The sequence below is a fragment of the Bradyrhizobium sp. SZCCT0231 genome, assembly GCF_018130245.1.
Taxonomy (GTDB): Bacteria; Pseudomonadota; Alphaproteobacteria; order Rhizobiales; family Xanthobacteraceae; genus Bradyrhizobium; species Bradyrhizobium japonicum_F.
Genome location: NZ_JAFCKP010000005.1, coordinates 313,888 through 328,628 on the forward strand (window position 1 = coordinate 313,888; position 14,741 = coordinate 328,628).

At 64.8% G+C, this 14,741-nt stretch carries 12 protein-coding genes; 3 read left to right on the forward strand and 9 right to left on the reverse strand.

Annotated features, from left to right (window positions below; all coding sequences use genetic code 11):
- Window positions 1-12: 12 nt before the first annotated feature.
- Together JQ566_RS16530 and JQ566_RS16535 are read right to left on the reverse strand one after the other, a co-directional pair.
- Window positions 13-3,159, reverse strand: a complete 3,147-nt coding sequence (locus JQ566_RS16530; protein ID WP_212373511.1) for an efflux RND transporter permease subunit — start codon at window positions 3,157-3,159, stop codon at window positions 13-15.
- Between the two features lie 5 nt (window positions 3,160-3,164).
- Complete coding sequence (locus JQ566_RS16535) at window positions 3,165-4,370, reverse strand: efflux RND transporter periplasmic adaptor subunit (protein WP_249139496.1); 1,206 nt, start codon at window positions 4,368-4,370, stop codon at window positions 3,165-3,167.
- A gap of 173 nt (window positions 4,371-4,543) precedes the next feature.
- Between JQ566_RS16535 and JQ566_RS16540 the strand changes: the two genes are divergently transcribed.
- Window positions 4,544-5,224, forward strand: a complete 681-nt coding sequence (locus JQ566_RS16540; RefSeq protein WP_212373514.1) for a TetR/AcrR family transcriptional regulator — start codon at window positions 4,544-4,546, stop codon at window positions 5,222-5,224.
- A 7-nt stretch (window positions 5,225-5,231) separates the two neighbouring features.
- Here the strand turns inward: JQ566_RS16540 and JQ566_RS16545 are convergent, their stop codons facing one another.
- From JQ566_RS16545 to JQ566_RS16565, 5 genes are all read right to left on the reverse strand, one after another.
- Window positions 5,232-5,951, reverse strand: a complete 720-nt coding sequence (locus JQ566_RS16545; protein WP_212373515.1) for a haloacid dehalogenase type II — start codon at window positions 5,949-5,951, stop codon at window positions 5,232-5,234.
- A gap of 153 nt (window positions 5,952-6,104) precedes the next feature.
- Window positions 6,105-7,106, reverse strand: a complete 1,002-nt coding sequence (gene glpX, locus JQ566_RS16550) for a class II fructose-bisphosphatase (protein ID WP_212373516.1) — start codon at window positions 7,104-7,106, stop codon at window positions 6,105-6,107.
- 80 nt (window positions 7,107-7,186) lie between these two features.
- Window positions 7,187-8,503, reverse strand: coding sequence for a homoserine dehydrogenase (locus JQ566_RS16555; protein WP_212373517.1), 1,317 nt, complete (start codon window positions 8,501-8,503; stop codon window positions 7,187-7,189).
- A gap of 29 nt (window positions 8,504-8,532) precedes the next feature.
- The gene (locus tag JQ566_RS16560; RefSeq protein WP_212373518.1) at window positions 8,533-9,753 is read right to left on the reverse strand and encodes an LL-diaminopimelate aminotransferase; all 1,221 of its coding nucleotides are present in this window, start codon (window positions 9,751-9,753) and stop codon (window positions 8,533-8,535) included.
- A gap of 227 nt (window positions 9,754-9,980) precedes the next feature.
- Window positions 9,981-10,256, reverse strand: a complete 276-nt coding sequence (locus JQ566_RS16565) for a hypothetical protein (protein WP_212373519.1) — start codon at window positions 10,254-10,256, stop codon at window positions 9,981-9,983.
- Between the two features lie 254 nt (window positions 10,257-10,510).
- Between JQ566_RS16565 and JQ566_RS16570 the strand changes: the two genes are divergently transcribed.
- Complete coding sequence (locus tag JQ566_RS16570) at window positions 10,511-12,319, forward strand: PHA/PHB synthase family protein (RefSeq protein ID WP_212373521.1); 1,809 nt, start codon at window positions 10,511-10,513, stop codon at window positions 12,317-12,319.
- 64 nt (window positions 12,320-12,383) lie between these two features.
- Window positions 12,384-12,782: an MAPEG family protein gene (locus JQ566_RS16575; RefSeq protein WP_212373522.1), complete on the forward strand. Its 399-nt coding sequence runs from the start codon at window positions 12,384-12,386 to the stop codon at window positions 12,780-12,782.
- A 146-nt stretch (window positions 12,783-12,928) separates the two neighbouring features.
- On the opposite strand, the gene argC is transcribed toward JQ566_RS16575, so the two are convergent.
- Together argC and JQ566_RS16585 are read right to left on the reverse strand one after the other, a co-directional pair.
- Window positions 12,929-13,912: an N-acetyl-gamma-glutamyl-phosphate reductase gene (gene argC, locus JQ566_RS16580; RefSeq protein ID WP_212373523.1), complete on the reverse strand. Its 984-nt coding sequence runs from the start codon at window positions 13,910-13,912 to the stop codon at window positions 12,929-12,931.
- On the reverse strand, window positions 13,909-14,604 hold the full coding sequence (locus JQ566_RS16585; RefSeq protein WP_212373524.1) for an FMN-binding negative transcriptional regulator: 696 nt from the start codon (window positions 14,602-14,604) through the stop codon (window positions 13,909-13,911). The genes argC and JQ566_RS16585 overlap by 4 nt, the downstream gene beginning before the upstream one ends.
- Between the last annotated feature and the right edge of the window lie 137 nt (window positions 14,605-14,741).

The following is a 14,741-nucleotide window of genomic DNA, read 5'->3' on the forward strand; positions in this document are numbered from 1 at the left end:
CTGTGATGTGCACTATTCCGCGGGCTCCGCGGCCGCGACGGGCGTTGAGGCGGCTGCATCCGTCCGCTTGCCCGGAAAAATCCGCCGGACCACAACGAACAGCGCGGGCACGAAGAAGATGCCGAGCACGGTTGCCGCGATCATGCCGCCGGCGACCCCGATGCCGACCGCGTTCTGGCTGGCGGAGCCGGCTCCCGTCGCCACCGCCAGCGGCAGCACGCCGAGGATGAAGGCGAGCGAGGTCATCAGGATCGGACGCAGGCGCTGGCGCGCGGCGTGCAGCGTGGCCTCGACCAGGCTGCGGCCGGCCGCGATCTGCTCCAGCGCGAATTCGACGATCAGGATCGCGTTCTTGGAGGCGAGACCAATCGTGGTGAGCAGACCGACCTGGAAATAGACGTCGTTGGCCTGGTTGAACAGCGTCGCGCCCACCAGCGCGCCGAGCACGCCGATCGGCACCGTCAGCATCACCGCGAACGGGACCGACCAGCTCTCGTAGAGCGCGGCGAGGCTGAGGAAGACGATCAGCAGCGAGATCGAATAGAGATACAGCGTCTGGCTGCCCGTGAGCCGCTCCTGGAACGACAGACCGGTCCATTCGTGGCCGTAGCCTTTCGGCAGCTTGGCCATCTGCTCCTCCACCGCCTGCATGGCGACACCCGAGCTGATGCCCGGCCCCGCCTGTCCCTGGATCTCGACGGCGGCAACGCCGTTGTAGCGTTCGAGGCGCGGCGAGCCGAAACTCCAGCGGTTGGTCGCCAGCGCCGAGAACGGCACCATCGAGCCCGCGGTGTTGCGCACGTACCAGCGGCCGATGTCGCTGGTGTCCATGCGGAACGACGCATCGCTTTGCACGTAGACCTGCTTGACGCGGCCACGGTCGATGAAGTCGTTGACATAGGCGCCGCCCCAGGCCGCCGACAGCGTGGTGTTGAGGTCGCTCAGATTCACGCCGAGCGCGGTGGCCTTGGCCTGATCGACGTCGAGGTTGAATTGCGGTGTATCGTCCTGGCCGTTCGGCCGCGCCTGCGCCACGCGTGGGTCTGCCGCGAGCTGACCGAGCAGCTGGTTGCGCGCCTGGATCAGCGCCTCGTGACCATTGCCGCCGGTGTCCTGGAGATAGAGATCGAAGCCGCCGGCATTGCCGAAGCCGGGGATCGAGGGCGGCAGCACTGCAAACACCATGGCGTCGCGAATTTTTGCAAACGCCCCCATGGCGCGGCCGACCACGGCCTGCGCCGAGGTTGCAGGATGCTTGCGCTCGTCGAACGGTTTCAGGCTGACGAAGGCCAGACCGACATTCTGGCCCTGCCCGGCAAAGCTGAAACCGCTGACCGCGAACACGCCTTCCACGGCATCCTTCTCGTCGTCGAGATAGTGATGCTCGACCTGCTTGATGACGTCGAGCGTGCGCGCCGAGGTCGCGCCGACCGGAAGCTGGATCAGGGTCATGATCGTGCCCTGGTCTTCTTCGGGCAGAAACGAGCTCGGCAGCCGCTGGAACAGGACGACCATGCCGGCGACGATCGCCACGAAGGCGATGATCACGCCGGCGACGCGCCTGATCGCGCCGCCCGCGGTGCGCTGATAGCCGTCGGCCATGCGGTCGAAGCCGCGGTTGAACAGGCCGAAAAAGCCGGCTTGCACGCCGTGATGCTTCGGCGGCTTCAGGATGGTCGCGCACAAAGCCGGCGTCAGCACCAGCGCCACCAGCACCGAGAGCAGCATCGCGGTGACGATGGTCAGCGCAAACTGCCGGTAGATGATGCCGACCGAGCCGTTGAAGAACGCCATCGGGATGAACACGGCCGAGAGCACGACACCGATCCCGACCAGCGCGCCGGTGATCTCGCGCATGGATTTCTCGGTCGCCTCACGCGGGGAGAGATGCTCCTCGACCATGACGCGCTCGACGTTCTCAACCACGACGATGGCATCGTCGACCAGGAGGCCGATCGCCAGCACCATCGCGAACATCGTCAGCGTGTTGATGGAATAGCCCGCGAGCGAGAGCACGCCGAATGTTCCCAGCAGAACCACCGGCACGGCGATGGTCGGGATGATGGTGGCGCGCCAGCTCTGCAGGAATACGAACATCACTACGAAGACGAGCGCGATCGCCTCGAACAGCGTGTGGATCACCTTCTCGATCGACAGCTTGACGAAGGGCGTGGTGTCGTAGGGATAGACGACGCGAAGCCCCTCCGGCATGGTGGCGCTGAGTTGGGCAACGCGCGCCTTCACCGCTTCCGAGGTCGCAACCGCGTTGGCGCCGGTCGCAAGGCTGATGCCCATGCCCGCGGCAGGCTTGCCATTGTAGCGCGCGCTGGAATCGTAGGACTTGGAGCCGAGCTCGACACGCGCGACGTCGCCGATGCGCACCGTCTGGCCGGACGAGGCGGTGCGCAGGATGATGTCCTTGAACTGCTCAACCGTCTGCAGGCGGCTCTGCGAGGTGATGGTGGCATTGAGCTGCTGGCCGCCGACGGACGGCAGGCCGCCGAGCTGGCCGGCCGTGACCTGGGTGTTCTGGGTCTGGATCGCCGCGATCACGTCGCCCGGCATCAGATTGTATTTGGTCAGCTTGTCCGGATCGAGCCAGATGCGCATGGCGTATTCGGCGCCGAACAACGTCACCTGGCCGACGCCGGCGACGCGGCTGATGGGATCATTGATCGACGAGGCCACGTAATCGGCGATGTCGCTGGCGGCGAGCCGGCCGTCCTCGGAGACGAAGCCGAGCACCATCAGGAAGCTCGCCGACGACTTCACGACCTTGATGCCCTGCTGCTGCACGACCTGCGGCAGCAAGGGGGTGGCGAGCTGAAGCTTGTTCTGCACCTGCACCTGGGCGATGTCGGCATCGGCCTCGTTGGTGAAGGTCAGCGAGATCTGCACGACGCCGGTCGAGGTGCTCGACGACGACATGTACTGGAGATAGTCGAGGCCGGTCATGTTCTGCTCGATGACCTTGGTCACCGAATTCTCGGCGGTCTCCGCATTGGCGCCGGGATAGGTCGCCGTGATCGTGACCACGGTCGGCGCGATCTGCGGATATTGCGCGATCGGCAGCCGCATGATCGCGAGCACGCCACCCAGCATGATCAGGATGGCAATGACCCAAGCGAAGATCGGCCGCTTGATGAAGAAATGCGACATGACGATTACTGTTCGGTTGTGGCGGGTGCGGGCCGCGCGTCGGCCTGCCGCGTCGAATTCACCGTGAGGCCGGTTGCCGGATCGACCGCGACATCGATGGTCTTCACGGGTGCGCCGGGACGGGCCTTCTGCGTTCCGTCGACGACGAGGCGGTCGCCCGCCTTGGCGCCCGATCGCACCAGCCAGTTGCCATCGACGTCCTCGCCGAGATCGAGCGTGCGCTGCTCGATCTTGCCGTCCTTGTCGACGAACATCGCCACCGCCTGCCCCAGCGGATTGCGCGAGACCGCCCGCTGCGGCACCAGGATCGCATTCGGATCGACGCCGGCGATGACGCGCGCACGGACATACATGCCCGGCAGCAGCGCCCGCTCGGGATTGGCGAAGATCGCACGCGAGGAGACCGAGCCGGTGCTCTCATTGACGCTGGCATCGGTGAAGCCGTATTTGCCCTTGTGGCCATAGGACTTGCCGCTCTCCATCAGCAATTCGACGTGCACGCCCTCGGCCGGGCGCTTGAGCTGACCGCTGGCGATCTGGTTGCGCAGCCGCTCCATCTCCGAGGTCGACTGGTCGAGGTCGACGTAAACAGGGTCGAGCTGCTGGATCGTCGTCATCGCGGTCGCCTGGCTCGCGGTAACCAGCGCGCCGGGCGTGATCGATGACTTGCCGATCCGGCCCGAGATGGACGCGGTGACCTTGGTGCGGTCGACCGAGATCGTGGCAGTGTCGCGGTTGGCTTCGGCCGCCTTCAGGTCGGCCTCGCCCTGCTTGTAGGCGGCAACGGCATCGTCGACGTCCTGCTGGCTCGCTGCGTTGGTCTGCAGCAGCTGGGTCTTGCGCGCGGCCTTCAGCTTGACGCTGACCAGCGTCGCCTCCGACCTCTGCACCGCGGCCTCGGCGCTGGCCAACGCGGCCCTGTACTGCACCGGATCAATCTCATAGAGCAGATCGCCCTCCTTCACCTCGGCGCCCTCCACGAAATCGCGCTTGAGAAGAATGCCGGTGACCTGCGGCCGGACCTCGGAGACCTGGTAGGCGACGACCCGCCCCGGCAGGACCGTCGAGATCTTCGCCTCCTGCGGCTTCAAGGTCAGAACGCCGACCTCCGGCACCATCTGCCGTGGTCCCGCTTGCTGGCTCTGCTCGCCGCAGGCTGCGAGCGACAGCAGAGCAAGTAACGGAACAGCGCGAACGATCGGGGGACGCATGATGACGATCCATGGGCTGAGGTTGCGGGCCGAGGCCATTTGACACATTTGGAAACTATGTAGTTTCCATCAGGAAACTTGGGAGTTTCCTTCCGGGAAGTCAAGTGCTAGGCTGCCCGGATGCTTCCGCTCAAGCAGTCGTGAACCGACCTCAACTTAACGACAGGTTTTGTATGGCGAGGAAATCCGTCAGCCGCCGACAAGCCGGCGGCAGTCCGCCCCCTGAACGGGACGCCGTCCTTCCCGCGCCCGATGCACGCCTTTCGCATTTGCTGGCCGCAGCCAAGGACACGTTCACCAGCAAGGGCTTTGCCGCGACGACGATGGACGACATCGCCGGCGCCGCCGGGATGTCGAAGAAGACGCTCTACAAGCTATTCGTGAGCAAGACCGAGCTGTTCCGCGCCATGCTGCTGCGCAGCCTGCCCGAAGCCGATTACGCCGACGCTCCTTCGGAAGAATCGCCAGTGACCCGGCTTCGCAACATGCTCCGGGAGGCGGCGGACGTGGCGCTATCGCCGGGCGAGATCGCGCTCCAACGCCTGATCATCGGCGAACGCCAGGCCTCGCCCGAGTTGGGGCGCATGTTCGCCGAGGTCATCATGGAGAGCGGCACGGAGCATATCGTCGGCCTGCTCAGGACGATACGCCTGGAGCCACGCTTCGAGGGCGTGCCGCTGCGCCTCATCGCCGAAATGCTGTTCGGAATGGTGTTCGGCCACGATCATTTCAGGCTGCTGACCGACACCGAATTCCGGCTCAACCGCCGCGTCGTGGACCGGCGGATCGACCTTGCGATTGCGACGTTCTGTGCGGCTGAGGATCAGGCCGGCGAAACGCCGCGCTCGCGTTGAGAGACCGTCAGCAGCCGAGCGTGTCGGCGATACCGCCGAAGTCCTTTGCAACGATGTCCCAATTGCCGGTCGCCTCGAAATCGAGCTTCTGGAGCGGGCCATATTCCGTCGGCCGCGCCACGAAGGCGGTCTTCAGCCCGTTCTTCTGCGCGGCTGCGAGATCGCCGTTGTGGGCGGCGACCATCATCACCTCTTCCGGCTTGAGGCACAGCAGCCGCGCGGCGCCGAGATAGGTTTCGGGATCGGGCTTGTAGTGCTCGAACAGCTCGGCCGACATGATGAGATCCCAGGGGAGCCCTGCGAACTTCGCCATGTTGGTGAGCAGCGCGACGTTGCCGTTCGAGAGCGGTGAGATGACGAATTTCGACTTGAGCCGGGTCAGGCCGGCGACGCTGTCGGGCCACGGATGCAGGCGATGCCAGCCCTTGGTGAGGTGATCGAGATCGGCCTCGTTAAGGCCCTTGATCTCGAATTTTTCGACCAGCTTCTCCAGCGAGCGGCGATGCAGATCGTCGAGCATGACGTAGCCGCGCTCGGGGTGCTTGCGCACATCGTCCATGGAGGCCATGTACATGCCGCGCCAGCCGTCGACGAGCGCGGTCCAATCAGCGGTGATGCCGCGCCGTTTGCCCCACCACATGAAGTCGGCGATCAGGCTGGTGCGCCAGTCCACGACGGTGCCGAACACGTCGAAGACTAGGGCTTTGACGGCGGAGAGATCGGACATGTGCGCTTCCCTCTATGTTACTTATTCTTGGTCATTCCGGGATGCGCCGTAAGGCGCAGGCCCGGAATCCATACTCCCGATCGTGGTTATGGATTCCGGGCTCTCCGGGCCGCGCGCTTTGCGCGGTCCCGTCGCCCCGGAATGACGGTAGCCTTAGTCCAGATGGAACTTCGCGAGCTCGCGGTGCTCCGCCTTGATGTAGCGCACGGTGCCGGTGACGGAGCGCATCACGACCGTCTCGGTCTCGATCACGCCGTCCTTGCGGAATTTGACGCCTGACAGCAGCGAGCCCGTGGTGACGCCGGTGGCGGCGAACAGGCAGTCGCCGCGCGCCATGTCCTCGATGCCGTAGATCATCTTGGGATCGTTGACGCCCATCTTGGCGGCGCGCTCGCGCTTCTCCTCGGAATCGAGGATGAGGCGGCACTGCATCTGGCCGCCGATGCAGCGCAGCGCCACGGCCGCGAGCACGCCTTCCGGCGCACCGCCGGTGCCGAGATACATGTCGACGCCGGTGTTGTCAGGGTCTGCGCAGTGGATCACGCCGGCGACGTCGCCGTCGGTGATGAGGCGCACGGCGGCGCCGGTCGAGCGCACGCTCTCGATGATGCTGGCATGGCGCGGACGGTCGAGCACGAGAACGGTGATGCCATCAGGCTTGACGCCCTTGGCCTTGGCGAGCCGGCGGACATTGTCGGCGGGCGAGGCATCGATCTCGACAACACCCTTGTCGTAACCGGGGCCGATCGCGAGCTTCTCCATGTAGACGTCAGGCGCGTGCAGCAGCGTGCCGCCGTCGGCCATCGCCATGGTGGCGATCGCGCCCGGCATGTTCTTGGCGCACAGCGTGGTGCCCTCGAGCGGATCGACCGCGATATCGACCTGGGGACCGGCATTCATGCCGACCTTCTCGCCGATGAAGAGCATCGGCGCCTCGTCGCGCTCGCCTTCGCCGATCACGATGGTGCCTTCGATCGGCAGCTTGTTGAGCTCGCGGCGCATGGCGTCGACGGCGGCCTGGTCAGCCTGCTTCTCGTTGCCGTGCCCGCGCAACCGCGCCGACGACACCGCCGCCCGCTCCGTCACCCGCACGATCTCCAGCGTGAGGATGCGCTCGAGCAACGCTTGCGGCGGGACTGAAATATGGGACGACATCGGCTTACTCCTTCGAACGGTTTGGGACAGAGATCTCTGCCCACATCAACTCGTAACACCCACAGTTCGTTCGAACCGTGTCAGTTCTTCTCGATCCTGATGACCTGCGGCCGTCCGCTGATGACCTTGTCGCGCTGCACGGCGGCGAGTGCGCGGCGCACGGCGTCCTCATGCGTGGCATAGGTGATCAGGATGACGGGCACGGGGACCACCTTGCCGTTATCAGGCGCAGCGCCGCCATTGGGATGACGCTGCACGATCGACTCGATCGAAATCTTCTGCTCCGCAAGCCGGGTCGCGATCGCCGCCGCAGTGCCGGGGAAATCGCGCGCGAGCAGGCGGATGTAATAACCGCCCTCGTGCCGCTCCATCGGCGCCTTCTTGGTGTCGCGCAGCTGCGAGATCGGCCGGCCGAACGGATTGGCGCGGATGCCGCGCGCGACATCGGCGATGTCGGCGACCACCGCGGATGCGGTCGCCGCGCCCCCGGCGCCGGGGCCGACCAGCGTGATCGGCGGAATGCCCTCGCCATCGATCGTGACCGCATTGGTGACACCCATCACCTGCGCGATCGAGGAGGATTTGGGAACCATGGTCGGATGCACGCGCTGCTCGATGCCCTTGGCGGTGCGAACCGCAACGCCGAGCAGCTTGACGCGGTAACCGAGATCGGCCGCGGCGCGAAGATCTTCCGGCGCGATGGATGAGATGCCTTCGACATACACCGCGCTTTGAGCAACTTTCGTGCCGAAGGCGAGGCTGGCGAGAATGGCGAGCTTCTGCGCGGTGTCGTGGCCGTCGACGTCGAAGGACGGATCGGCCTCGGCATAGCCGAGCCGCTGCGCGTCCTTGAGGCATTCGGCGAAGGACAGGCCCTCCTGCTCCATCCGGGTCAGGATGTAATTGCAGGTGCCGTTGAGGATGCCGTAGACGCGGTTGATGCCGGTTCCGGCAAGACCTTCGCGTAACGTCTTGATGACGGGGATGGCTGCGCCGACGGCTGCCTCGAAATTCAGCGCGCCGCCGTGCTTTTCAGCCGCCTTGGCGAGCTTGAGGCCGTGCTTGGCCAGCAGCGCCTTGTTGGCGGTGACGACCGACTTGCCGGCGCCCAGCGCGGCGTCCACCGCCGACAGCGCGGGATCGCCGGCGCCGCCCATCAGTTCGACGAAGCAGTCGACCTCCGGATGGGTGGCGAGCGCCATCGGATCCTTTGCCCATTCGACGCCACGCAGATCGATGCCGCGCTTCTTCGCCTTCGAGCGCGCAGTGACGGCGACGACGCGGATACCGCGGCCGCTGCGGCCCGCGAGCACGCGCGCCTGCGATTCGATCAAACGGACAACTTCGGCGCCCACGGTGCCGAGCCCCGCTATGCCCACTTTCAGGGGTGCAACCATGATGCTTTAGAAAACCTGCCGAAGAGAACTCAACGCCGATTGGCGAGCGGAACGACGTTGTGCAACGTTTCGATGCCGCTTTCAAGGAAGCGGCGCACGCCGCGCGCGGCCTGCCTGATCCGTTGCTCGTTTTCCACCATGGCGATGCGGACATATCCTTCACCATGCTCGCCGAAGCCGACGCCGGGCGAGACCGCGACGCCGGATTTCTCCACCATCAGGGTTGCGAACTGCATGCTGCCGACGCTGCGGAAGGCCTCCGGCAGCGGCACCCAGGCGAACATCGAGGCCTCCGGCGGCGGGATCTCCCAGCCGGCGCGGCCGAACGATTCCACCAGCGCATCGCGGCGCTTGCGGTAGGTGTCGCGCATCTCCTTGATGCAATCGTCCGGGCCGTTCAGCGCCGCGGTCGCGGCGACCTGGACCGGCGTGAACGCGCCGTAGTCGAGGTAGGATTTGACACGGGCGAGCGCCGCGATCACGCGCTCATTGCCGACCGCAAAGCCCATGCGCCAGCCGGCCATCGAATAGGTCTTCGACATCGAGGTGAACTCGACCGTGACGTCGATCGCGCCGGGCACCTGCAGCACCGAGGGCGGCGGGCTGTTCTCGTCGAAATAGACTTCGGCATAAGCGAGGTCGGACAGGATCAGGATCTCGTGCTTCTTCGCGAAGGCGACGAGGTCCTTGTAGAAATCGAGGCTCGCGACATAAGCGGTCGGGTTCGAGGGATAGCAGACGACGAGCGCCAGCGGCTTGGGGATCGAGTGGATGATCGCCCGCTCCGCCGCCTCGAAGAACTGCGGCGTCGGCTCCGATGGCACCGAGCGGATCACGCCGCCCGCCATCAAAAAGCCGAAGGCGTGAATCGGGTAGCTCGGGTTCGGACAGAGGATGACATCGCCGGGCGCGGTGATCGCCTGCGCCACGTTGGCAAAACCTTCCTTCGAACCCAGCGTCGCCACCACCTGGGTGTCGGGGTTGAGCTTCACACCAAAGCGACGTGCGTAGTAGGCGGCCTGGGCCCGGCGCAGCCCGGGGATGCCGCGCGAGGCCGAATAGCGGTCGGTGCGCGGCTTGCCGAGGGTCTCCTTCAGCTTCTCCAGCACATGCGGCGGTGCCGGCAGGTCCGGATTGCCCATGCCGAGGTCGATGATGTCGGCGCCGGCATTGCGCGCCGCCGCCTTGGCCCGGTTGACCTGCTCGAACACGTAAGGCGGAAGGCGGCGAATGCGGTAAAATTCTTCCATGGCTCTCTGGGCTCCGGGCAACCGGTCAGGACAGAATCGACAGGCCACGAGGGCCATTCTCAAAGGCGCTCAGTCTCATCGCGAAAATTACTCAAAATCAAATACTTAGAGCAATCATCGACGACGAAGACTGAAGTCGTTCGCCCTGACTCTTGGCTGAACCGAGGTCTTTTAGCACGGCAAAGCGGAGGCGCCAGCGATTACGTTGCCCGTCTCGGGTCAGGGGCCTATTTGGTGTCCTTGGCGGCCGCAGCCTGGCGATCGCGCGCGGCGGCGAGCTCGGCCTCGATCTTGGCGCGCTGCTCCGGCGGAATGATTGCCTGATCGCGATCCGGCGGCAGATCGTGCACCGGCAGATAGGTGCCGGGCTCCCTGACATGCGACTGCGCATCCGCGGGCGTCAGATCCGCGAGCTGGCTCGAACACCCGCCAAGGGCGAGTGCCGCAATCAACAGCGCGCCGCAGATCGGCAGCGTCTTTTGCAGGTCCCATAACGCCAACACTTGGGAAATCCCCTACTCGTCCCAAAGCACGGCCCCGGGCAACCTTACCCAAGACCGCGCCCAAGCTCAAACCATTGCTGCCCGGATGGCGTGAGCTTAGAAAACAGCCAGTGCCCAACAAGCCGAGCGGTGCGGCCCGATTGTGACGGAACCAAGAAGATTTGTCGCAGTGCAACACATCTTCGAGAGTGTTTAACGTCAAACCTGCGAGCTTCGCGGTGACGAATACGGAATGAATCGTTACTGTTCTGCTCATGAGCATGGCCACGACCGACACGCCGAAACCCGAGACGAAGTTCGATGCGGAAGCCTTCGCGATGAATGTCGCGCGGGCGATGGAGAGCGGCGGCAAGGCGCTGGCCGCTTACCTCAAGCCGCGCGAGAGCGGCGAGGTGCAGGATCGTCCACCGGCCGAGCTTACCGAGGTCGTCAAGACCTTCACGTCGGTCGCCGAATATTGGCTGTCGGATACGTCCCGCTCCTCCGATCTCCAGACCAAGCTCGCCAAGGACTATCTCGACCTCTGGGGCTCGGCGGTGCGGCGCATGGCCGGCCAGGAGGCCCCGCCCGCAATCGCGCCCTCGCCGCGCGACAAGCGCTTTGCCGATCCGGAATGGAAGTCGAACCAGTTCTTCGATTTCGTCATGCAGCTCTATCTGCTCACGACCAAATGGGCGCAGGAGCTGGTGCGCGATGCAGAAGGGCTCGATCCGCACACGCGCCGCAAGGCCGAGTTCTACGTCCAGCAGGTCACCAACGCGCTCTCGCCATCGAACTTCGTGCTGACGAATCCCGAGGTGCTGCGCGAGACGGTCGCATCCAGCGGCGAGAACCTTGCGCGCGGACTGACGATGCTGGCCGAGGACATCGCGGCCGGCAAGGGCATGCTGAAAATCCGCCAGTCCAATCCGGACAATCTCGTCGTCGGCGTCAACATGGCGACGACGCCGGGCAAGGTGATCTACCAGAACGAGATGATGCAACTGGTCCAGTATTCGCCGACCACGGAGAAGGTGCTGCGCACTCCGCTCCTGATCGTGCCGCCCTGGATCAACAAGTTCTACATCCTCGATCTCAAGCCGGAGAAATCCTACATCAAGTGGTGCGTCGACCAGGGCATCACCGTGTTCGTGATCTCATGGGTCAATCCCGACAAGCGGCTCGGCAACAAGAGCTGGGAAGACTACATGAAGGAAGGCCCGCTCACGGCGATGGACGTGATCGAGAAGATCACCGGCGAGATGAAGGTGCACACCGCCGGCTATTGCGTCGGCGGCACCATGCTCGCGACCACGCTGGCCTGGCTCGCCGAGAAGCGGCGTCAGCGCGTGTCGTCCGCGACGTTCTTCGCCGCCCAGGTCGACTTCACCCATGCCGGCGATCTCCTCGTCTTCGTCGACGAGGAACAGATCGTAGCGCTCGAGCAGGACATGAAGGCCGCCGGCGTGCTCGAAGGCTCGAAGATGGCGATGGCCTTCAACATGTTGCGCTCCAACGACCTGATCTGGTCCTATGTCGTCAGCAACTATCTGAAGGGCCAGCAGCCGAGCGCGTTCGACCTGCTGCACTGGAACTCCGACGCCACACGGATGACCGCGGCCAACCATTCCTATTACTTGCGCAATTGCTATCTGGAGAACCGGCTCTCCGCCGGCACGATGGTGCTCGACAACACCCTGCTCGATCTCTCCAAGGTCAAGGTCCCCGTCTACAATCTCGCCACCCGCGAGGACCACATCGCGCCCGCCGACTCGGTGCTGTACGGCTCGCAGTTCTTCGGCGGTCCGGTGAAGTACGTGCTGTCGGGCTCGGGCCACATCGCGGGCGTGGTCAATCCGCCCGCCTCGAACAAGTACCAGTACTGGACCAACGACAACATCAAGAACGCCAACATCGCGCAGTGGATGAAAGGCGCCGTGGAGCACAAGGGCTCGTGGTGGCCGGACTGGCGGGAGTGGCTGGGCGGGCTCGACCCCGAGGAAGTCCCGGCGCGCGCGGTCGGCAGCGAAGCATTCCCACCGATCGAGGACGCGCCCGGCAGCTATGTCAGGGTTCGCGCATAGCGGAATGTCCCGCACTTTCGTATAGACTCGCCTCAATCCAGCGACGACACAGGGGACCGCCACTATGACACGCGAATTGTTCTGGCTGACACTGACGGTGATCCTGACGGGGGTTCTCTGGATTCCCTACATCATCAACCGATGCCAGGTTCGCGGGTTGAGCGGTGCCATGGCCAACCCCTCGCGGGGCGACAAGCCGCAGGCGGAGTGGGCGAACCGGATGATGTTCGCGCATGACAACGCGGTCGAGAACCTCGTGATCTTCGCGCCGCTGGTGCTGATCCTGAACGCGATCGACTATTCCACGAAATGGACCGTGCTCGCCTGCGCCGTTTATTTCTGGTCGCGCGTCGCGCATCTCATCGTCTACACGCTCGGCCTGCCGGTGTTCCGCACGCTGGCCTTCACCGTCGGCTTCCTCGCCCAGGCCGTGCTGGCGCTGGCGATCTTCGGGGTGGTTTGAGTCCCGTGTCCCGGACAAGGCGCGCCACCTCAGTGACGCGCCGCAGAGCCAGGACCCAGAAAGCCACAACCCAGATCTAAACAAGCGTGGGCCCCGGCTCTGCAGCGCACCGCCAAGTGGCGCGGCGTCCGGGGCACGAGACTGTCCTACTCCTCCGGCAGCCCCAGCATCAGCCGCATGTTCTGCACGGCAGCGCCCGATGCACCCTTGCCGAGATTGTCGAGCCGGGCGACCAGCAACGCCTGGTGATACTTGTCGCTGGCGAAGACGTAGAGCTCGAGCATGTTGGTCTCGTTGAGCGCCTCCGGCTCGAGCCGACCGCCCTTGGTCGCCTCGTTCTGCAGCGGCATCACCTTGACGTATTTCGAGCTGGCGTAACGCTTCGCCATCGCCGCTTGCAGGTCGGCACCGCCGGGCTTGCCCGGCAGCGTGTCGAGCTGGAGCGGCACCGAGACCAGCATGCCCTGCCGGTAGTTGCCGACCGAGGGAATGAAGATCGGCCGCCGCGTCAAATTGGAATAGAGCTGCATCTCCGGCAGATGCTTGTGCTCGAAGCCGAGGCCATAGAGCTCGAAAGACGGCGCGCTGCCATCCTCGAAGCTTGCGATCATCGACTTGCCGCCGCCGGAATAGCCGCTCACCGCGTTGACGGTGACGGGATAGTCTGATGGCAGCAGGCCGGCATCGACGATCGGCCGCAGCAGCGCGATCGCGCCGGTCGGATAGCAGCCGGGATTGGAGACCTTCTTCGCGGCCTTGATCTTGCCGGTCTGGTCCGGCGTCAGCTCGGGAAAGCCATAGGCCCAGTCCGGCGCGACCCGGTACGCGGTCGAGGCGTCCAGCACCTTCGGCGCTTGAGCCCCCATGCTGTCGACAAGAGCGACCGTTTCCTTGGCGGCATCGTCCGGCAGGCAGAGGATGACGAGGTCCACCTCCTCCATCAGCGCCTTCTTGGCCGCGGGGTCCTTGCGCTTGTCGTCGGCAATGGTCTTCACCGCAACATCGCTCTGGAGCTTCAGCCGCTCGTTGATGCCGAGGCCGGTGGTGCCGGAACCGCCGTCGACGAAGACGGTGGCCGGCTTCTTGGCCGCGCTCGTGGCCGGGGCTTTGGTGGTGTCAGCGAGGGTCATGGCGCGCTCCCTTCGAGCATGTTCGTGTCGTCTGCGAAAACTTGTTCTGCGAAGGCTTGTTCTAGAAAGGCTTGCGGCCTTGCCTGCCGCATCAAATGTGAGATCTGCCTGGCGTCGGCGTCGCCGGCGCTGAGCGCATTGGCGATCGCCGCATAGTCGGCGTCGGACTTCTGCTGGTTGAGCTTGAAGCTGCCCTCGACCTCTTCAACCGTCATGGCCAGACCCACGATCCCCTTCTTCAAGGCCTCGAGCCGCCCGGCAGTCATCTTACCCGAGGTCCAAGGCTTCTTCGGCAGCAGCCAGCTCTCGAACTTCTCGCTCAGCGTGTCGATCTGCACCGCCAGCTCGTCGTCCGACAACAGCCGTACCGGCCCGCTCAGATGCACCGACTGGTAGAGCCAGGTCGGCACCTGATCCGGCGAGACGTACCAGTCCGGCGATACATAGGCATCTGGGCCGTTGACTGCGAGCAGCCAGGACGCCGCGCCGTCCGCAAGCTTTAGCAGCGGATTGTGACGGGCGAGATGAAAGGCGGCCTGCGGCGTGCCGTCCGCGGCATAGGTCAGATAGAACGGCAATGGCGAAGCAATGGGCTTGTGACCGTCAAAGGCGCACATGGTCCCGAAGCCGCGCTCTTCGGCGAATTTCAGGCTCGCGGTGCGGTCCTGCTTGAAAAAGGGTGGCGTGTACATCGTGGTCTCCTGCTGGGCCTCCTTGGGGAGCCGCCGGATCAGATCGCGCTGACAGGAGAGAGAATGCCGCGGATCGGGTCCAGCGGCAAAGACGATGATCTCAAACGCGATCGACCGCCCAAACCGCTAAGCTGCGG